Source organism: Streptomyces sp. NPDC020299, assembly GCF_044387825.1.
Classification (GTDB): domain Bacteria; phylum Actinomycetota; class Actinomycetes; order Streptomycetales; family Streptomycetaceae; genus Streptomyces.
Genome location: NZ_JBIRWL010000013.1, coordinates 23,472 through 41,929 on the forward strand (window position 1 = coordinate 23,472; position 18,458 = coordinate 41,929).

Here is an 18,458-nt window from a genome sequence, read left to right on the forward strand (position 1 = left end):
GCCCGCCCCGCGTCGAGAGGCCCCGGCCCGGCGCTCACCAGGTGGTGAGCAGCAGGTGGTTGACCAGCAGGGCCAGGACGGCCTGGGCGGCGAGCCAGATCCGGGGCCGGGTGAGGAACGCGCAGGCCGGCAGCAGCCACATCGCGAACGGCAGCCAGATGCGTTCCGTCTCCGCCTTGCTCATGCCCGACAGGTCGGCGACGAGGAGGGCCAGCAGGGCGGCGAGGACGAGCAGGGCCAGGCGCGCCTCGGTGGCCGCCGGGGGAGCGCCGGCCGCCGGGCGGTCGAGCGGGGCGCGGCGCTCGCGGGCGAGTGTGCCGGCGGCCCGGCGCAGACCGGCGACCGTGGCGAGCCCGGTGATCACCACCGTGCAGGCGAGGTTCGCCCAGACCCAGTAGCCGTAGGGCCGGGTGCCGCCCGCTCCCTGGTAGTAGCGCGTGATCAGCAGGTGGTAGGCCTCCCACCAGTCGAACCCGGCGGCGCTGAAGGCGGCCGGCACCACGGCCGCCCCGGCGAGCAGAGCCCCGAGCAGCAGCGGACGCTCGCGGACACGGTGCCGGCCGAGGAGGAGCACCGCCGCCAGGATCACCGCGAAGAGGGTGAGGCCGTAGGAGAGGTAGCAGGTGAGCCCGAACAGCAGACCGGAGCCGGCCGCCCACCACACCGACCGCCCGGTCACCGCGAGGGCGAGCAGCGCCACGGCCCAGGAGGCGACGGCGGCGAAATACGCGTCGGCCGAGACGCCCAGCCACACCGCGGCCGGGGCCAGCGCCAGGAACGGCGCCGCCCGTCGCGCCGGAGCGTCCCCGGCGAGGGCGCGTACCGCGACCAGGACCGCCACACAGGCCGTGGCACCGACGGTGACGCACCACACCGCCGCCCAGCCACCGCCGCGCAGTCCGATCCGGTCGAGGAGGACGAACGTCAGCGTCGCGGCCGGCGGGTGCCCGGCGACGTGGGTGGGCCACGGGTCGGGCGTGCCCCAGACGATGTGGTGGGTGAAGTCCCGCAGGGCGGCCGGGATGTCGTGGAAGCGGCCGACGGCCCGGAGGTACTCGGTGCGGGTGGTGAGCCGGCCAGCGACGCCCCGCTGCCGGCCGTCGACCAGCGCGAGGGACCAGATCCAGGCCATGGCCGTCACCCAGGCCGCGGCGAGCAGCGCCCCGGGGCGCAGCCGTGCCGCGAGCGCCGGCCCGTACGCCACCACGGCGGCCGCCACCAGGACGGCGGCCGGGGTGCCCGGCCCGAGGTGCGGGTCCCAGTCGGCGTGCAGCGGGGGCCAGTGGACGAACAGCGTGTGGCGGCCGTCCTGGATACGGCGGCCGACGACGACGGCGGTCAGCACGAGCAGGACGGCGGCCACGACGGCGTACAGGTCGCGGCGATGGCGCAGGTCGCGGCGGTCGCGCGGGCCACGGCGGTCGCGCAGCTCACGACGGCCGTGCGGATCACGACGGCCGCGCAGGTCACGGCGGAGAGGGCGGGTCACACGGGAACGCTAGGCCGCACGGCGGGCGCGGGGCCGTTGCGCGCGGCGGACGTCAGCGTTTCGTCATCGGTCGTGGGCCCGCCGCCGGGCCTCCACCGGCCTACGGTCGGAACATGAGCGATCCACGGCTCCCCACCTCTCCCGGTTTCTGGCGCAGTCCGCTGCGCGGCCCCTGGTTCACCTCGGTGCTCGGCCTCGTCCTCCTCGTCGGCGTCACCGTGCTGTTCGTGACGGGCCTGGTGTCGTACGCCGCCTACAACCCGGGCCTCTCACCGGTCAACGACAAGACCCCGGACAAGGGCGTCCTCGGCTTCTACCTGTTCGCCTGGCCGACGAACCCGTACTGGCTGTACCGGCTCACCCAGGGCGTCCACGTCACGCTGGGCATCACCCTGATCCCGGTGCTGCTGGCCAAGCTGTGGTCCGTCGTGCCCAGGCTCTTCGCCCTGCCGCCGGCCCGTTCCCTCACCCACGCCCTGGAGCGGATCTCACTGCTGCTGCTGGTCGGCGGCGGCCTGTTCGAGTTCACCACCGGCGTGCTCAACGTCCAGCTCGACTACGTCTTCCCCGGGTCCTTCTATCCGCTGCACTTCTACGGCGCCTGGGTCTTCTTCGCCGCGTTCGTCGCGCACGCCGCGCTGAAGCTGCCGACGGCGGTGCGGAACGTGCGCCGGATGCGGGACGGCAGCGGCGATGCGGAGCAGGCGGGGGAGACCGGGGACCTGGTCTCGCCGCGACCGGATCCTCCCACCGTGTCACGGCGCGGCGCGCTGTGGCTGGTCGGCGGCGGTTCGCTGCTGCTGTTCCTGACCAGCGCCGGCCGCAGCTTCGACGGGCCGCTGCGCCGGACCGCCCTGCTCACCCCGCACGGCGGCGCCGAACCCGGCGGCGGACCGAACGGTTTCCAGATCAACAAGACGGCCCGCTTCGCGGGCATCGACGCGGCGGAGACGAGTGAGGAGGCGTGGCGGCTGGTCGTCACCGGCCGCACCGGCACCGTCCGGCTCAGCCGCGCCGACCTGCTGCGCATGCCCCAGCACAGCTCCGCGCTGCCGATCGCCTGCGTCGAGGGCTGGTCCACCTCCGACCAGTGGTGGCGGGGCGTGCCGCTGCGCGACCTCGCCGCCCTCGTCGGGTACGACGACCCGCCCGACGTCTTCGTCGAGTCGCTCCAGCGGCACGGCGGCTTCCGCCGGGCGGCCCTGCGCGCCAACCAGACCGCCGACCCGCGCTCGCTGCTCGCCCTGTCCGTCAACGGCGAGGACCTTTCCCCCGACCACGGCTATCCCGCCCGGGTCATCGTGCCCGCGGCGCCCGGTGTGCTCAACACCAAGTGGGTGGCCCGGATGACCTTCGGAGACCTGTGATGCGTGTGACGCGCCGCCGGATCCCGCTCGGCAGCCCGCTGCAACTGCTGCTGCTCGCCTGCTCCTTCGCGCTCGCCGGATACGCGGGGCTGCGGCTCCTCGGGGGCGACTGGTTCAAGGTGGCGCTCTGGTTCGTGGGGGCGGCGCTGCTGCACGACCTGGTGCTGCTGCCGCTGTACGCGGCGGCCGACCGCGCCCTCGTACGCTCGCTGGGCGCGGCCGGGCGGCGCGGCCGGGTGCTGTATGTCCGGGTGCCCGCCGCGCTGTCCGGGCTGCTGCTCCTGGTGTGGTTCCCGCTGATCAGCGGCCAGGTCAGCGCGCGCTACCGGTCGGCCGCGGGGCTCTCCACGGACGTTTTCCTGTCCCGCTGGCTGCTGATCACCGCCGTGCTGTTCGGCGGCTCCGCGCTGCTGCTGGCGCTGCGCGGGCTGCGGTCGCGGCGGTTGCGCAGGGCGACGAAGCGGCGGGAACCGGCCGTCCACTGATCCTCGGCACGCCAGCCCGCCCCGGCCGCGTGCCGGAGCAGGGCCGGCGTGCCGAGCCGCGCCCAGGGAAACGGGCGGGCGGCCGGCCCCGGCACGACGCCCGCGTCCACGACCTGTACCCGGGCGCGTTCGTCGACATCGACCGGCGCGGTCTCCGCGACCAGCAGCCCGCCCGGGGCGAGCAGTTGGGCGAGCCGTTCCAGCAGCGCCGCAGGGTCCCCGCCGATGCCGATGTTGCCGTCCAGCAGCAGTGCGGTGTCCCAGCCGCCCTCACCGGGCAGCGACTCGAAGACGGAGCGGCACAGCGCCGTCCCGCCCCGCCGGACGGTGCGGGCGACGGCCGTCTCGCTGACGTCGACACCGAGGACCCGCCGCCCCTGCGCCGCGAGCGCGGCCACCAGCCGGCCCGGGCCGCAGCCCACGTCGAGCACGGCGCCCTCGCACCGCGCCAGCACGGTCAGGTCCGTCTCGTCGGCCCGGGCACACCAGCGCTCCACCTCCAGCGGCAGCAGCCACCCGTCGGCCCGCCGCAGGAACAGCGGGCCACGCCCGGCCCGCAGCGCGGCGGAGTAGGAGTCGTCGGCGGACCAGGCGGGCGCCGGCTCGCCGGGGTCGGGGGCGGCCACGTACGGACCGTCGCCCGGCCGGGCGGGCGCGGGCACACGGACGCCGGGAGTACGGGTCCCCGGTGGCCGGGGCGGAGCCGTGGGGCCCGGAAGGCCGAGACCCTGGGCGGCGGTCATCGGCCCGCCCCCGCGGTGAGGCGGGCGAGCCGGGCGGCGAAGCGTCCGTGCGGGGCCAGGGCGGCGACCGCGCGCGCGTCGGCGGCCGTGTCCACGTCCCGCAGCCGGGGCAGATCGCGCACCCGCAGGCCCGCGGCGACCAGCCGGTCCCGCTGCACGGCACCCGTCGCCGGCGTCGACATGGGCACGCCCCGCAGCAGGCCGGGGTCGGGTGCGGCCAGGCCGAGCGCCCAGAAGCCGCCGTCCTCGGCCGGGCCGAACCACGCGTCGCAGTCGTCGAAGCCGACGGTCAGCAGTCGCGGGGTGACCTGCGGGGTGTCCATGCCGATGAGCAGGGCGGGCCCGGCGCAGCCGGCGAACGCAGCGGCCAGCCGCTCGTCCAGCCCGCCCGGGCACTGCGGTACGACGTCGAAGCCGGGCGGCAGCCACGGCCCCGGCTTCCCGTCGAGGACGAGGACCCGCCGCCCGGCGGGCGCCGCGGCCACGCTGTGCAGGGTGTCCGCGAGGGCCGCCTCGGCGAGCTCGGCCGCCTCCCGGGGCGTGAACGGCGGGGTCAGCCGGGTCTTGACCCGGCCCGGCCGGGGCTCCTTGGCGATGACGAGCAGGGTGATCACCGGGGGCTGCCTCCTCGGACGGGTGGCCGGGCGGGCGCCTCGGCGAGGACGCGGCTCATGTCCCGTACCGCCTGCCAGGTGCCGCGCCAGGTGCCGGTCACCTTCGAGGCGCCGGAACGCGGCCGGTAGGGGACGTCGTGTTCGGTGACGCGCCAGCCGGCGTCGGCGGCGCGCACCACCATCTGGAGCGGATAGCCGCTGCGCCGGTCGGTGAGGTCCAGGGCGAGCAGCGGTTCGCGGCGTGCGGCGCGCAGCGGCCCGAGGTCGTTCAGCCGCAGCCCGGTGCGGCGGCGCAGCATCCGGGTGAGCGCGAGGTTGCCGGCCCGGGCGTGCGCGGGCCAGGCACCCCGGCCCTGCGGACGGCGCCGGCCCAGCACCAGATCGGCCCCGCCGGCGCGCACCTCCCGCACGAAGGGCACGAGCAGTGCCGGGTCGAGCGAGGCGTCGCAGTCGCAGAAGCACACGATGTCGGCGTCGGCGGCGGTCAGCCCCGCGTGGCAGGCGGCGCCGAAGCCACGGCGCGGCTCGTGCACGACGGTCGCGCCGAGCGCGCGGGCGATGTCCGCCGAGCCGTCGGTGGAGCCGTTGTCCACGACCAGCGCGCGCCAGCCGGGCGGGATGCGGGCCAGGACCCAGGGCAGGGCTTCGGCCTCGTCGAGACAGGGGAGCACCACGTCGACCCCTGTGGGTGTGGGAGTGGTCGTCACGCCTCTCACCCTACGAACGCGAAGCGGACATACCGGGCTTCACCTCCTTACGAAACGCGGACGTCAGGGCCCCGGCCGCGTCCGGTGGCGGCGCGGGCGGGGTGGGCGGTGCGAGGCTGGACGCATGCAGCAGCCGTACGAGTTCACGCAGGCGGGGGCCTCCGCCGAGCCCCCGGCGCCCGCCTCCGCCCGGGTCCTGGTCGTCGACGACGACCCCACGGTCGCCGAGGTGGTCGCCGGGTACCTGGGCCGCGCCGGCTACACGGTGGACCGGGCCGAGGACGGGCCGGCGGCGCTCACCCGGGCCGCCGCGCACCGGCCCGACCTGGTCGTGCTGGACCTCATGCTGCCCGGCATGGACGGCCTGGAGGTGTGCCGCCGGCTGCGTGCCCACGGGCCGGTGCCGGTCATCATGCTCACCGCCCGCGGCGACGAGGACGACCGCATCCTCGGCCTGGAGGTGGGCGCCGACGACTACGTCACCAAGCCCTTCAGCCCCCGCGAACTCGTGCTGCGCGTCGAGTCGGTGCTGCGCCGCGCCCGGCCCGCCGCCCAGACGCGCACGCTGAGCTCGGCCGGCCTGACCGTCGACCCGGCCGCCCGCCGGGCCACCAAGAACGGCGCCGAACTCGCCCTCACCCTGCGCGAGTTCGACCTCCTCGCCTTCTTCCTGCGGCACCCGGGGCGGGCGTTCGCCCGGGAGGACCTGATGCGCGAGGTGTGGGGCTGGGACTTCGGCGACCTGTCGACGGTCACCGTGCACGTCCGCCGGCTGCGCGGCAAGGTCGAGGACGATCCGGCCCGGCCCCGTCTGATCCAGACCGTGTGGGGCGTCGGCTACCGCTTCGAACCCCAGGACCGGGAGGCGGACTGACCATGCGCGACACCTTCCTCATCGCCCTGTACGCCTTCCTCGGCGCCGCCGCCACCGGGGTGGCCGGCGCGGTCGTGCTGCGGCTGATCCGGCGGCGGTCGCTCACGGCGTCGCTCGGCGTGGTGGCGGCGGTCGGCGTGTTCGCGATGCTCGCGGGCACCATGGCCGTGGCGCAGGCGATGTTCCTGTCCGCGCACGACCTGAGCGTGGTGACGACCGTCGTCGCGATGGCGGCCGTCGTGTCCCTGGCCACCGCGCTGTTGCTGGGCCGCTGGGTGGTCGCCCGCAGCCGGGAACTCGCCCTGGCCGCCCGCTCCTTCGGGGACCGCGGCGACTTCGCCGCGCCCGCCCACCCGGCCACCGCGGAACTGGACGCGCTCAGCCGCGAACTGGCGGCCACCAGTGCCCGGCTCGCCGAGTCCCGGGAGCGGGAACGTGCCCTGGAGTCCTCCCGGCGTGAGCTCGTCGCCTGGATCTCGCACGATCTGCGTACGCCGCTCGCCGGGCTGCGGGCCATGTCGGAGGCGCTGGAGGACGGGGTGGCCGCCGACCCGGCCCGCTATCTCACGCAGATCCGCACCGAGGTGGAGCGGCTGAACGAGATGGTGGGGGACCTCTTCGAGCTCTCCCGCATCCACGCCGGGGCGCTGGCGCTGAGCCCGAGCCGGATCTCCCTGTACGACCTCGTCGGGGACGCCCTCGCCGGCGCGGATCCGCTCGCGCGTGAGCACGGGGTACGTCTCGTCGGCGACCGTGTCGAGCCGGTGCCGGTCGAGGTGGACGGCAAGGAGATGAGTCGCGTCCTCGGCAATCTGCTGGTGAACGCGATCCGCCGGACCCCGGCCGACGGCACGGTCGCCGTCGCCGCCTCGCGCTCACCGGAGGGCGTGGTGCTCTCCGTCACCGACGGCTGCGGCGGCATCCCCGAGGAGGATCTTCCCCGCGTCTTCGACACCGGCTGGCGCGGCACCCACGCCCGCACGCCCCCCGCCGGGGCGGGCCTCGGCCTCGCCATCGTCCGCGGCATCGTCGAGGCCCACCAGGGCCGGGCCACCGTGCACAACATCCCGGGCGGCTGCCGCTTCGAGGTGACACTCCCGGCGGCGCGCGCCTGACCGGCGGCGGGCCCGAGGCTTCCTCGCCCCCGCCGCCCCTACCCTTCCCGACCTCCAGGGGCTGCGCCCCTTCGACCCCGCCGGGGCTGCGCCCCCGAACCCCGCCGGGGCTGCGCCCCCGACCCCTCCGCCGGGGCTGCGCCTCCGATCCCTCCGCCGGGGTTGTGCCATTGAACCTCCGCCGGGGCTGTGCCCCGAACCTCCGTCGGGTTGTGCCCCGGACCGTCGCCGGGGGTTGTGCCCCGGACTGTCGCCGGGGGCTGCGCCCCGAATCCCCACCGGGGCTGTGCCCCGGGCCCCCGCCGCGGGCTGTGTCCCTTCCCCGTCCCCGAGGCCTGGTCGGCGTCCGTCACCGTCCGCCTGGGGGTGTGAGCTCGCGCCGGTACGGGGGGCCTGCCGGGCGGGTTGTGTCACTCTTCTCGGAGGCGGGCTCGGGCGAACTCGCGCATGCCGTCCTCGAAGGGCACCTCCGGTTTCCAGCCGAGTTCCGCTCGGAGCCGGGAGGAGTCCGCGGTGATGTGGCGGACGTCGCCGAGGCGGTACTCGCCGGTGATCACGGGGGCCGGGCCGCCGTGGGCCGTGGACAGGGCGCGGGCCATGTCGCCGACCGTGTGGGGGTCGCCGCTGCCGGTGTTGTACGGGGTGAGCGTGCCGGTGGGCGGACTCGCTTGCAGTGCGGCCAGGTTGGCGGCGGCCACGTCGCGTACGTGTACGAAGTCCCGCCGCTGGCGGCCGTCCTCGTAGACCCGTGGGGCCTCGCCGCGTGCCAGCGCCGAGCGGAAGAAGGAGGCGACGCCCGCGTACGGGGTGTCCCGGGGCATGCCCGGCCCGTACACGTTGTGGTAGCGCAGCGACACCGCCGAGCCGCCGGTGTCCCGCGCCCACGCGGCCGCCAGGTGCTCCTGGGCGAGTTTGGTGGTCGCGTACACGTTGCGGGGGTCGGCCGGGGCGTCCTCGCCGATCAGACCGGGCGCGAGGCTGGCGCCGCAGAGCGGGCAGGCCGGCTCGAAGCGGCCCGCGTCCAGGTCGGCGACGGTGCGCGGGCCGGGCCGCACCACCCCGTGCCGGGGGCACTCGTAGCGGCCCTCCCCGTACACGACCATCGACCCCGCCAGGACGAGGCGCCGTACCCCCGCCTCCGCCATGGCGGTGAGCAGGACGGCCGTGCCGAGACAGTTGTGGGAGACGTACTCCGCCGCGTCGGCGAACCCGGTGCCGAGACCGACCATCGCCGCCTGGTGGCACACGGCGTCCACGCCGGACAGCGCACCGGCGACCGCCGCCGGACTGCGCACGTCGGCGCCCGGGGCCCGCCGCACGTCGAGCACGAGCGGCTCGTGCCCGCGCGCGGTCAGCGCCTCGACGATCTGGGACCCGATGAACCCGGCACCGCCGGTGACCAGTACACGCATGCGGCCAGGCTAGGTCCGCGACGGCAGCCCGCCGCGCGACCGGACCGCCGTGTCACCACTCCGTAAGACGTCAGCCGGTCAGACCACCCCGGCGGGTGTCGACGCGCGCCCACTCGTCGTCCCACTGCCGCAGCCGCCGCCGTTCCAGGCCCGCCCGCGCCAGCTGGGCCGCGCCGAACACGGCGGCGGCCGTGCCGGTGGCGACCAGCGTGCCCGTCCACCCCGCCCGGAACCCGGCCTCGCCGGGCGACAGGGGCTTCGCGGCGACCCGCCCCCGCTGGTCCGTCCACACCGTGACCGCGGCGCCCGACTCCGTGCCGGGACGCACCTTCGCCCGGTCCGTGTGCACCACGCCGTCCGGCGTCGTCCAGCGGACGGTGACCCAGACCCGCCCGTCGGTGCCGGTCCGCTCCGAGGAGAGGCCGGGCGCCCGCCCCACGAGGACCGCCTGGACGGGGTGGCGCTCCTCCCACTGCCGGTCGAGTCCCCGGGCCGCGGCGTTCGCCGCCACCAGCCCGGCGAGCACGCTGCCCACGACGGCGGCCAGCCACGCCACCAGCACGATCCAGGCCTCGACGACATCGCTGCGGCGCCTCAGTGAGTTGCGGCGCCACCGCCACGCCCACGGGCTGCCGTTTCGGGTTCCGGCCATGGTCACACCCCCTCGCGCGCACCGACCATCAGGCCCGTCCATCCCAGTGTCCGCCCACCCGCGGTCCCAGGCACCCCCGGAGCTTCCAGGACCGCGCCGCCCCCGTGCTGTCCCTGCCGACCAGCCGCGGCACCGGCACCTGTACCGTCCGCGCCGGGCCCCCGTCGAGCAGCGCGGTCAGCTCGGTCGCCGCCGTGCGGCCGAACTCCACGCTGTCCCGGGACAGGGCGGACAGCCACGGCTTGACCATCCGGCACAGCGCCGAGTCCTCCCAGGAGACGACCGACAGGTCCCCGGGCACGCGGAAGCCGAGCTCGGCGGCGGCGGCGACCCCGGCGACGGCCATCACGTCGTGTCGCGACGCGGAGCGTCGCCGCATCCGCCGGTTCAGGGCGCGGAGCGCCCGTACAGCTGCCGGTATCGCCAGGGTGATGCGAACGCGTGTACCCGTGATCGCTGGTCGGGGTGGTGACCATGGGATCGGCGTGCGTTCGTGCTGCTGTCGTACGTATGGTCCTTCAAGGTTGGTCAGGGGCGACACAGTGTTCCGGTCGAGGCCGAAGCCGTGGGGGAGGCGAGATGGCGTAGGCGAGGGCGGCTGCGGGGGCAGGACGCGCCCGATACACCTACCGACTGTGCGTGTCGTGCACCGCCCGCACCGCCCTGGCGGCGGAGTGGGATCGGTGCCGCTGGGTGTGGAACGAGTGCGTCGCCAAGTCCAGGGCCGTACACCTGCGCAACAACAAGTCCACTGGCCAGCAGGCCACGTGCGGCCCGGCTCAGCTCGATCGGATGCTGACCGAAGCCCGCGCCCGTACGCCGTGGCTGAGCGAAGGCTCGTCGGTTGTCCAGCAGCAGGTCATCCGTGACTTCGCCCGCTCTCGGGCCAAGGCGCACAAGGACATCTCTTCAGGGAGGGGAGGGCGGCCCTCCCCTTGCGCCGCCCGTGGACACGCCGGCTCAGGAACCCAGCTGCGTCCGCAGCCACTCCTCCACCTCGCCCACGTGCGCGGCCGCCGCGGCCCTCGCGGCCTCCGGGTCGCGGGCGGCCAGGGCGCGGTGGATGGCGGCGTGCTCGCGGCGGGTGCGGGCGAAGGCGCCCTCCTCCTGGTAGCCGCGCCAGACGCGGGCGCGGAAGGTGCGGGAGGACAGGCCCTCCAGGATGGCCGCCATGGTCTCGTTGCCCGCGGCGGCCGCGATCTCGCGGTGGAAGGCGAGGTCGTGGGCGAGGATCTCCTCCGGGTCGTCGGTGGTGTTCATCGCCGTCAGGTGCTTCTCGACCTCGGCCAGCCGGTCCGGCGTGATGCGTGCCGCCGCCAGGGCGGTCGCCGTGGACTCCAGGACCCGGCGCACCTCCAGCAGCTCCACCAGGCGCGGGCCCCGGGACAGGTCGGCGACCACCCCGAAGGTCTCCAGCAGATCACCGGCCTGGAGCTGGGTGACGTAGATCCCGGAGCCGTGCCGGGCCTCCAGGACGCCCAGCACCGTCAGCGCGCGGATCGCCTCGCGCATCGAGCTGCGGGAGATGCCCAGCTGAGCCGCGAGATCGCGCTCGGTGGGCAGCCGCTGGCCCGGCTCGAGGCGGCCCTCGCCGATCATCAGCTTGATCTGCTCGATGGCGCGCTGGGTCACCGTGCCCTTCTGCGGGGCCGTCTCGTCCACGCCATACCTCCACTCACCGGCTGCGCCGCAGTCTAACCACCAGGTTGGTCCGACCACTACGACCCCGAACCGGGAAAATATGGCGTCGGAGGCTGTTCTTCCGGGGAAGTGGTCTGATAAGTATGCGGACGTCTGCTCGAAGTCGCTCAACGAGGAGCCGAGAAATGCCCGGCACAAAAGTGTGGAAGCGAAGCAGGTCCCGGATCGTCGGCGCGGTGGCCACAGCCGTCGGCGCCGCGCTCGCGCTCGCCGCGTGCGGCAGTACCAAGGACACCGGCGCCGGGAGCGCCGGGGGCGGCGGCACCGGCAAGGTCGGGGTGGTCCTGCCCCTGCTGACCTCGCCGTTCTGGCAGTCGTACAACGACTACGTACCGAAGATGGCCAAGTCCGAGGGCGTCGAGACGCTCAAGACGGTCAACTCCAACAGCGACCCCTCGCAGCAGATCACCGACATCAACAACGAGCTCAACCAGGGCGTCAAGGGTCTCGTCGTCGCCCCGCTGGACAGCGCCGCCATCGAGGCCGGCCTCGACCAGGCCGAACGCAAGGGTGTGCCGGTCGTCGCCGTCGACGTCGCGCCCGACAAGGGCAAGGTCGCCATGGTCGTACGCGCCGACAACGTCGCCTACGGCGAGAAGGCCTGCGACTACCTCGGCGCGCACGTCACCAGCGGCAAGGTCGTGCAGATCATGGGCGACCTCGCCTCGGTCAACGGCCGGGACCGCTCCGAGGCGTTCCGCGCCTGTGTGAAGAAGAAGTACCCGAAGCTGAAGGTCCTGGAGATCCCCGCCAAGTGGGAGTCCGACACGGCCGCCTCGAAGCTCGACACGCTCCTCAACGCCAACCCCGACATCAAGGGCATCTACATGCAGGCCGGCGGCGTCTACCTCGCGCCCACCCTGCAGACCCTGAAGTCCAAGAGCATGCTCAAGGCGGCGGGCCAGAAGGGCCACATCGTCATCGTCTCCAACGACGGCATCCCGCAGGAGTTCGACGCCATCCGCAAGGGCCAGATAGACGCCACCGTCTCCCAGCCGGCCGACGCCTACGCCAAGTACGGCATGTACTACATCAAGGCGGCGATGGAGGGGAAGACGTTCAAGCCCGGCCCGACCGACCACGACTCCACGATCGTCAAGCTGCCCAGCGGCATCCTCGAGGACCAGCTGCCCGCACCCCTGGTCACCAAGGACAACGTCGACGACTCCAAGCTCTGGGGCAACACGGTCAAATGAGCACCCCACCCGCAGAGGCGCTCGTAGAGGCGCGGGGCATCGTCAAGCGGTACGGCCCCACCACCGCCCTCGCCGACGGCCGGCTCACCGTACGGCCCGGCGAGTCCCACGCCCTGGTCGGCCGCAACGGCGCCGGCAAGTCCACCCTGGTCAACGTCCTCACCGGCCTCCAGGCACCGGACGAGGGCACGGTCCGCTTCGACGGTGAGCCCGCGCCCCCGCTCGCCGACCGGGACGCCTGGCGCCGCAAGGTCGCCTGCGTCTATCAGAAACCCACGGTCGTACCGGAACTGACGGTCGCCGAGAACCTGTTCATCAACCGGCAGCCCCTCACCCGCCGTTTCATCAGCTGGCGCAGGCTCAGGGCCGAGGCCGCCGAACTCCTCGGCACCTGGGACGTGCGCGTCGACCCGGAGGCCCGCACCGCCGACCTCAAGGTCGAGGACCGGCAAATGGTGGAGATCGCACGGGCGTTGAGCTTCGGCGCCCGGTTCATCGTCCTCGACGAACCCACCGCCCAGCTCGACAACCGCGAGATCGAGCGGCTGTTCACCCGGATGCGCGCCCTCCAGGGATCCGGTGTCACCTTCCTGTTCATCTCCCACCATCTGCAGGAGGTGTACGAGGTCTGCCAGACCGTCACGGTGCTGCGCGACGCCCGCTGGATCGTCACCGCGCCCGTCGCGGAGCTGCCCAGGGCGGCACTGGTGGAGGCGATGGCGGGGGAGTCGGTGGCGGACCACCGGACCGCGCGCGCCGCCGAGGCGGCCGCCGAGGGCGCCGTGGTGCTCGACGTGCGCGGGCTCACCGCCGAGACGTATACGGCTATCGACCTCACCGTCCGCCGCGGCGAGGTCGTCGGGCTCGCCGGATCCAGCGGCAGCGGCAAGACCGAACTCGCCGAAGCCCTCGCCGGACTGCGAACACCGACGGGCGGGACCGCGCGGCTGGAGGACCGGGACCTCCCCTTCGGCGACGTGCGGGCCACGCTGAAGGCGGGCGTCGGCTGCGTGCCCCGCGACCGGCACGACCAGGGCCTGGTCGCCGGCATGACCATCGGCGACAACACCACCCTCGGCGTCCTGGACCGGCTCGGCCGGTTCGGCTTCGTCGCCCCCGACCGCAAACGCGGTTTCGCCACCGACCTCATCGAACGCCTCGACATCCACGCCGAGGGCCCCGACCAGCCGGTCTCCGACCTGTCCGGCGGCAACGCGCAGAAGGTCGTCATGGCCCGCGCCCTCGCCCGGGACCCCCGGCTGCTCGTCCTGATCAACCCCACCGCGGGTGTCGACGTGAAGTCCAAGGAGTCGCTGCTGGCCCGGGTGGACGGCGCCCGGGAGGACGGCACCGCCGTCCTCGTCGTCTCCGACGAACTCGACGACCTGCGCCGCTGCGACCGCGTCCTCGTCCTCTTCCACGGCCGGGTCGTCGCCGAACACCCGGCCGGCTGGCACGACCACGAGCTGATCGCCTCCATCGAAGGAGTGGACCATGGCTGAAACCAAGGCAGCTCCGCCGCTCGCCCCCCTCAGGGCCCCCGACCCGCGCGCCACCAAGGCCGTCCTGCTCCGCCGGGCCCGCGAACTCGCCCTCGTCCCGGCCCTGTTGCTGCTCATGGTGCTCGGTGCGGTGGTCAACGACTCGTTCCTCACCGAGCGCAACCTGATCTCGATCCTCGGCGCGTCCGCCGCGCTGGCCATGGTCGTGCTCGCGGAGTCCCTCGTCCTCATCACCGGCAAGTTCGACCTGTCCCTGGAATCGGTGGTCGGCATCGCGCCCGCCGTGGGCGCCCTGCTCGTGCTGCCGTCCGCGCAGTCCGGCTGGGGCACCGAACTCCCGGCGCCGCTCGCCCTGTTGGCGGTGCTCGTGGTGGGCGCGGCGGTCGGCGCCTTCAACGGTGTGCTCGTCGTCAAGTTCAAGCTCAACGCGTTCATCGTGACGCTGGCGATGCTGATCGTGCTGCGCGGCCTGCTGGTCGGCGCGACCAAGGGCAAGACGCTCTTCGGCATGCCGGACAGCTTCTACTCCCTGGCCACCAGCACCTTCCTCACCGTCCCGCTGTCGGTGTGGGTGGCCGCCGCGGCCTTCGCGATCGCCGGGTTCCTGCTGAAGTACCACCGTGTCGGCCGCGCCCTGTACGCCATCGGCGGCAACCAGGAGGCGGCCCGGGCGGCCGGCATCCGCGTGGAGCGGGTGATGCTCGGCGTGTTCGTCGTCGCCGGGGTCCTCGCCTCCGTCGGCGGGATCATGCAGACCGGGTACGTCGGCGCGATCAGCGCCAACCAGGGCAACAACATGATCTTCACCGTGTTCGCCGCCGCGGTGATCGGCGGTATCAGCCTGGACGGCGGCAAGGGCACCATGTTCGGCGCGCTGACCGGCGTGCTCCTCCTCGGCGTCGTGCAGAACCTGCTCACCCTCGCCCAGGTGCCGTCCTTCTGGATCCAGGCCATCTACGGCGGGATCATCCTCGTCGCCCTCATGATCGCCCGCGTGACCACGGGCCGGGCGCAGGACTGAGGCTCTGCCCCGGCGCCCACCTCACCCCTGACGGAAAGGCCTTCAGTGTTCCCGACCCCCGCCCGTGTCACCGCGGTCGACACCTACGACATCCGCTTCCCCACCTCGCGCGAGCTGGACGGCTCCGACGCGATGAACCCCGACCCCGACTACTCGGCGGCCTATGTGGTGCTGCGCACCGACGCGGCCGACGGGCACGAGGGACACGGGTTCACCTTCACCATCGGGCGGGGCAACGATGTCCAGGTCGCCGCGATCGACGCGCTGCGGGACCATGTGCTCGGCCGCCCGGTCGAGGAGCTGTGCGACGACCCCGGATCGCTCTTCCGGGACCTGATCGGCGACAGCCAGCTGCGCTGGCTCGGCCCCGAGAAGGGCGTGATGCACATGGCGATCGGCGCCGTCGTCAACGCCGTCTGGGACCTCGCCGCCAAACGCGCCGCCAAACCGCTGTGGCAGCTGCTCGCCGACGCCGAACCCGAGTGGCTCGTACGGCAGATCGACTTCCGGTACCTCACCGACGCCCTCACCCCCGAGGAGGCCCTGGACCTCCTGCGCCGGGGCCGGGAGGGCGCCGCCGGCCGCCGGGCCCGCCTCCTGGAGCGCGGCTACCCCGGCTACACCACCTCCGCCGGCTGGCTCGGCTACGACGACGACAAGCTCACCCGGCTCGCCGCCCAGGCGGTCGCCGACGGCTTCACCCAGATCAAACTGAAGGTCGGCGCCGACCTCGACGACGACGTGCGCCGCTGCCGGGTCGCCCGCGCGGTCGTCGGACCCGGCGTGCGCCTGGCGATCGACGCCAACCAGCGCTGGGACGTCGAGGAGGCGATCCGCTGGACCAAGGCCCTCGCCGACTTCGACCCGTACTGGATCGAGGAGCCCACCAGCCCCGACGACGTCCTCGGCCACGCGGCGATCCGCGCCGCGGTGGCCCCGGTCAAGGTCGCCACCGGCGAACACGTGCAGAACCGGATCGTGTTCAAGCAGCTGCTCCAGGCCGGCGCCCTCGACATCGTGCAGATCGACGCGGCCCGGGTCGCGGGAGTCAACGAGAACCTGGCGATCCTGCTGCTCGCCGCCAAGTTCGGCGTCCCCGTCTGCCCGCACGCGGGCGGTGTGGGACTGTGCGAACTCGTCCAGCACCTGTCGATGTTCGACTACCTGGCCGTGTCCGGCACCACCGACGACCGGGTCATCGAGTACGTCGACCATCTGCACGAACACTTCCTCGCGCCGGTGGTGATCCGCGAGGGTCACTACACGGCCCCCACCGCGCCGGGCTTCTCCGCCGCCCTGCGGCCCGAGTCCATCGCGCGGTACACGTTCCCCGGCGGCACCTTCTGGGCCACCGACCCCGAGACGCGGAAAGGCAAGGCTGCATGAGCGACTTCGAGGGCCTCAAGGCCCTGGTGACCGGCGGCGCCTCCGGCATCGGCCGGGCCACCGCCGAACTCCTCGCCGAGCGCGGCGCCCTGGTGGCGGTGCTCGACCTGGACCCCTCGTCCGTCGACAAGCCGCTGCTCTCCTTCCGCGCCGACGTCACCGACGACGCCTGCGTACGCGCCGTCGTGGACCGGGCGGCCGAGGACCTCGGCGGACTGGACATCCTCGTCAACAACGCCGGTATCGGCGCCCAGGGCACCGTCGAGGACAACGACGACGAGGAGTGGCGCCGCGTCTTCGACGTCAACGTCCTCGGCATGGTCCGCACCGCCCGCGCAGCCCTCCCGCACCTGCGCCGCTCGGGGCACGCGGCGATCGTCAACACCTGCTCCATCGCGGCCACCGCCGGCCTTCCGCAGCGCGCCCTGTACAGCGCGACCAAGGGTGCCGTGCAGTCGCTCACCCTCGCGATGGCCGCCGACCACGTCCGCGAGGGCATCCGCGTCAACTGCGTCAACCCCGGTACGGCGGACACCCCGTGGGTCGGCCGCCTGCTCGACGCGGCCCCCGACCCGGCCGCCGAACGCGCCGCCCTTCAGGCCCGCCAGCCCACCGGCCGCCTGGTCTCCGCCGCCGAGGTCGCCGGCGCCATCGCCTACCTGGCCAGCCCCCTGTCCGGCGCCACCACCGGCACCGCCCTCGCCGTCGACGGCGGCATGCAGGGCCTGCGGCTGAGGCCGGCGGGCCGGTGAGGACGCTCGGCCGCAGCGGCGTGCGGGTCAGCCCGCTGGGCTACGGCGCCGCCGGGATCGGCAATCTGTTCACCGAGGTCGGCGAGGAGCAGGCGTACGACACGGTGCACACGGCCTGGCGGCACGGCACCCGCTACTTCGACACCGCCCCGCACTACGGCCTCGGCCTGTCCGAACGCCGCCTCGGCGCGGCCCTGCGGGACTTCCCCCGCGCCGACTACACGGTCTCCACGAAGGTGGGCCGCCGCCTGGAGCCGTCCGGCGCGGGCGGCGACGCCCTTTCGGACGACCTCCCCAACGGCTTCGCCGTACCCGCCACCCACCGCCGCGTGTGGGACTTCAGCGCGGACGGCGTACGGCGCTCCCTCGACGCGAGCCTGGAACGCCTCGGCCTGGACCGTGTGGACGTCGTCTACCTCCACGATCCCGACGACCACGCCGAGCAGGCCTTCCGCGAGGGCTACCCCGCCCTGGAGAAGCTCCGTGCCGAGGGCGTGGTCGGCGCGATCGGCGCCGGCATGAACCAGACGGAGATGCTCACCCGCTTCGTCCGCGAGACGGACGTCGACGTCGTGCTGTGCGCGGGCCGGTACACGCTCCTCGACCAGAGCGCGGCGGCCGGGCTGCTGCCCGCCGCCGTGGAGCGGGGCGTGTCGGTGGTCGTGGGCGGCGCCTTCAACTCCGGCCTGCTGGCGGACCCGAAGCCCACGGCGACGTACGACTACACCCGGGCCCCGGCCGGGGTGCTGGACCGTGCCCTGCGCATGAACGAGGCCGCCGCCCGGCACGGCACCACCCTGCGGGCCGCCGCGCTCGCCTTCTGCGCCGCGCACCCGGCCGTGGCGAGCGTCCTGGCCGGCGCCCGCTCGGCGGACGAGGCACGGGACTGCGCGGAGCAGTTCGAGGCACAGGTCCCGGCCGCCTTCTGGCGGGAACTGCGGGACACCGGTCTGCTGCCCCCCGAGGAGCCGTCATGAGGATCGCCCTGCACACCAAGGTCCGCGCCGACCGCGTCGCCGAGTACGAGGCCGCCCACCGCGAGGTCCCCGTCGAGCTCACCGACGCGATCCGCGCCGCCGGCGCCACCTCCTGGACGATCTGGCGCAGCGGCACCGACCTCTTCCACGTCCTGGAGTGCGACGACTACCCGCGCCTGCTCGCCGAACTGGAGAAGCTGCCGGTCAACGTCGCCTGGCAGACCCGGATGGCCGGGCTGCTGGACGTCGTGCACGACTACTCGGGGGCGGGCGCGGACGCCGGTCTGCCCGTCGTGTGGGAGCTGCCATGACGGTGGACGCCCACCACCATGTGTGGGACCTGTCGGTCCGCGACCAGGGGTGGATCACCGGCCCGGCACCGAGTTCGCCGCGCCGCGACTTCCGTGTGCCGGGGGAGTCCCTGGCGCCGGCCGGGGAGCACGACTGTCCGAGGGCGGACGCCGG

Annotated in this window: 17 protein-coding genes and 2 pseudogenes; 11 read left to right on the forward strand and 8 right to left on the reverse strand. The window is 74.2% G+C overall.

The window, feature by feature from the left end; translation table 11 throughout:
* Window positions 1-34: 34 nt before the first annotated feature.
* Window positions 35-1,429, reverse strand: a complete 1,395-nt coding sequence (locus ACH45E_RS29850) for a hypothetical protein (RefSeq protein WP_361452661.1) — start codon at window positions 1,427-1,429, stop codon at window positions 35-37.
* Between the two features lie 173 nt (window positions 1,430-1,602).
* Between ACH45E_RS29850 and ACH45E_RS29855 the strand changes: the two genes are divergently transcribed.
* Window positions 1,603-2,856: a molybdopterin-dependent oxidoreductase gene (locus ACH45E_RS29855; protein ID WP_361452338.1), complete on the forward strand. Its 1,254-nt coding sequence runs from the start codon at window positions 1,603-1,605 to the stop codon at window positions 2,854-2,856.
* Between the two features lie 322 nt (window positions 2,857-3,178).
* On the opposite strand, the gene ACH45E_RS29860 is transcribed toward ACH45E_RS29855, so the two are convergent.
* Genes ACH45E_RS29860 through ACH45E_RS29870 form a run of 3 tightly spaced genes read right to left on the reverse strand, consistent with a single transcriptional unit; the run spans window position 3,179 to window position 5,414 of the window.
* Entirely contained in the window at window positions 3,179-4,084 is a 906-nt protein-coding gene (locus ACH45E_RS29860; RefSeq protein ID WP_361452341.1) for a class I SAM-dependent methyltransferase, read from the reverse strand.
* Window positions 4,081-4,698 (reverse strand): DUF2064 domain-containing protein, encoded by a 618-nt coding sequence (locus tag ACH45E_RS29865; RefSeq protein ID WP_361452344.1) that lies wholly within the window; start codon window positions 4,696-4,698, stop codon window positions 4,081-4,083. The genes ACH45E_RS29860 and ACH45E_RS29865 overlap by 4 nt, the downstream gene beginning before the upstream one ends.
* Complete coding sequence (locus ACH45E_RS29870; protein WP_361452347.1) at window positions 4,695-5,414, reverse strand: glycosyltransferase family 2 protein; 720 nt, start codon at window positions 5,412-5,414, stop codon at window positions 4,695-4,697. Before ACH45E_RS29870 ends, ACH45E_RS29865 begins: the two co-directional genes overlap by 4 nt.
* 115 nt (window positions 5,415-5,529) lie before the next feature.
* Here ACH45E_RS29870 and ACH45E_RS29875 point away from each other — a divergent pair, with 115 nt between their 5' ends.
* Window positions 5,530-6,279 carry a response regulator transcription factor gene (locus ACH45E_RS29875; RefSeq protein WP_361452350.1) on the forward strand — a complete coding sequence of 250 codons (750 nt, stop codon included), beginning with the start codon at window positions 5,530-5,532 and terminating at the stop codon, window positions 6,277-6,279.
* 2 nt (window positions 6,280-6,281) lie between these two features.
* The gene (locus tag ACH45E_RS29880) at window positions 6,282-7,394 is read left to right on the forward strand and encodes a HAMP domain-containing sensor histidine kinase (RefSeq protein WP_361452353.1); all 1,113 of its coding nucleotides are present in this window, start codon (window positions 6,282-6,284) and stop codon (window positions 7,392-7,394) included.
* Between the two features lie 410 nt (window positions 7,395-7,804).
* Here the strand turns inward: ACH45E_RS29880 and ACH45E_RS29885 are convergent, their stop codons facing one another.
* From ACH45E_RS29885 to ACH45E_RS29895, 3 genes and pseudogenes are all read right to left on the reverse strand, one after another.
* Window positions 7,805-8,806 (reverse strand): NAD-dependent epimerase/dehydratase family protein, encoded by a 1,002-nt coding sequence (locus ACH45E_RS29885; protein WP_361452356.1) that lies wholly within the window; start codon window positions 8,804-8,806, stop codon window positions 7,805-7,807.
* A gap of 70 nt (window positions 8,807-8,876) precedes the next feature.
* Window positions 8,877-9,458 carry a hypothetical protein gene (locus tag ACH45E_RS29890; protein WP_361452358.1) on the reverse strand — a complete coding sequence of 194 codons (582 nt, stop codon included), beginning with the start codon at window positions 9,456-9,458 and terminating at the stop codon, window positions 8,877-8,879.
* 28 nt (window positions 9,459-9,486) lie between these two features.
* Window positions 9,487-9,813, reverse strand: a pseudogene (locus tag ACH45E_RS29895) (substrate-binding domain-containing protein); the annotation flags it as partial.
* Between the two features lie 278 nt (window positions 9,814-10,091).
* On the opposite strand from ACH45E_RS29895, the pseudogene ACH45E_RS29900 reads away from it, so the two are divergent.
* Window positions 10,092-10,365 (forward strand): annotated as a pseudogene (locus ACH45E_RS29900) (RNA-guided endonuclease TnpB family protein); the annotation flags it as partial.
* A gap of 53 nt (window positions 10,366-10,418) precedes the next feature.
* Here ACH45E_RS29900 and ACH45E_RS29905 read toward each other — a convergent pair.
* Window positions 10,419-11,120, reverse strand: coding sequence for an FCD domain-containing protein (locus tag ACH45E_RS29905; RefSeq protein ID WP_361452361.1), 702 nt, complete (start codon window positions 11,118-11,120; stop codon window positions 10,419-10,421).
* Between the two features lie 164 nt (window positions 11,121-11,284).
* Here ACH45E_RS29905 and ACH45E_RS29910 point away from each other — a divergent pair, with 164 nt between their 5' ends.
* The 7 genes from ACH45E_RS29910 to ACH45E_RS29940 are packed head-to-tail and all read left to right on the forward strand — an operon-like array spanning window position 11,285 to window position 18,304.
* Window positions 11,285-12,355, forward strand: a complete 1,071-nt coding sequence (locus ACH45E_RS29910) for a sugar ABC transporter substrate-binding protein (RefSeq protein ID WP_361452364.1) — start codon at window positions 11,285-11,287, stop codon at window positions 12,353-12,355.
* Window positions 12,352-13,857 carry a sugar ABC transporter ATP-binding protein gene (locus ACH45E_RS29915; protein WP_361452367.1) on the forward strand — a complete coding sequence of 502 codons (1,506 nt, stop codon included), beginning with the start codon at window positions 12,352-12,354 and terminating at the stop codon, window positions 13,855-13,857. Before ACH45E_RS29910 ends, ACH45E_RS29915 begins: the two co-directional genes overlap by 4 nt.
* Window positions 13,850-14,878 (forward strand): ABC transporter permease, encoded by a 1,029-nt coding sequence (locus ACH45E_RS29920; protein ID WP_361452370.1) that lies wholly within the window; start codon window positions 13,850-13,852, stop codon window positions 14,876-14,878. The genes ACH45E_RS29915 and ACH45E_RS29920 overlap by 8 nt, the downstream gene beginning before the upstream one ends.
* Before the next feature lie 45 nt (window positions 14,879-14,923).
* Entirely contained in the window at window positions 14,924-16,264 is a 1,341-nt protein-coding gene (locus ACH45E_RS29925; protein WP_361452373.1) for an L-fuconate dehydratase, read from the forward strand.
* Window positions 16,261-17,016, forward strand: a complete 756-nt coding sequence (locus tag ACH45E_RS29930) for an SDR family oxidoreductase (protein WP_361452376.1) — start codon at window positions 16,261-16,263, stop codon at window positions 17,014-17,016. The genes ACH45E_RS29925 and ACH45E_RS29930 overlap by 4 nt, the downstream gene beginning before the upstream one ends.
* The gene (locus ACH45E_RS29935; RefSeq protein ID WP_361452379.1) at window positions 17,013-17,993 is read left to right on the forward strand and encodes an aldo/keto reductase; all 981 of its coding nucleotides are present in this window, start codon (window positions 17,013-17,015) and stop codon (window positions 17,991-17,993) included. Before ACH45E_RS29930 ends, ACH45E_RS29935 begins: the two co-directional genes overlap by 4 nt.
* Entirely contained in the window at window positions 17,990-18,304 is a 315-nt protein-coding gene (locus tag ACH45E_RS29940; RefSeq protein ID WP_361452382.1) for an L-rhamnose mutarotase, read from the forward strand. The genes ACH45E_RS29935 and ACH45E_RS29940 overlap by 4 nt, the downstream gene beginning before the upstream one ends.
* Window positions 18,305-18,458: the final 154 nt, after the last annotated feature.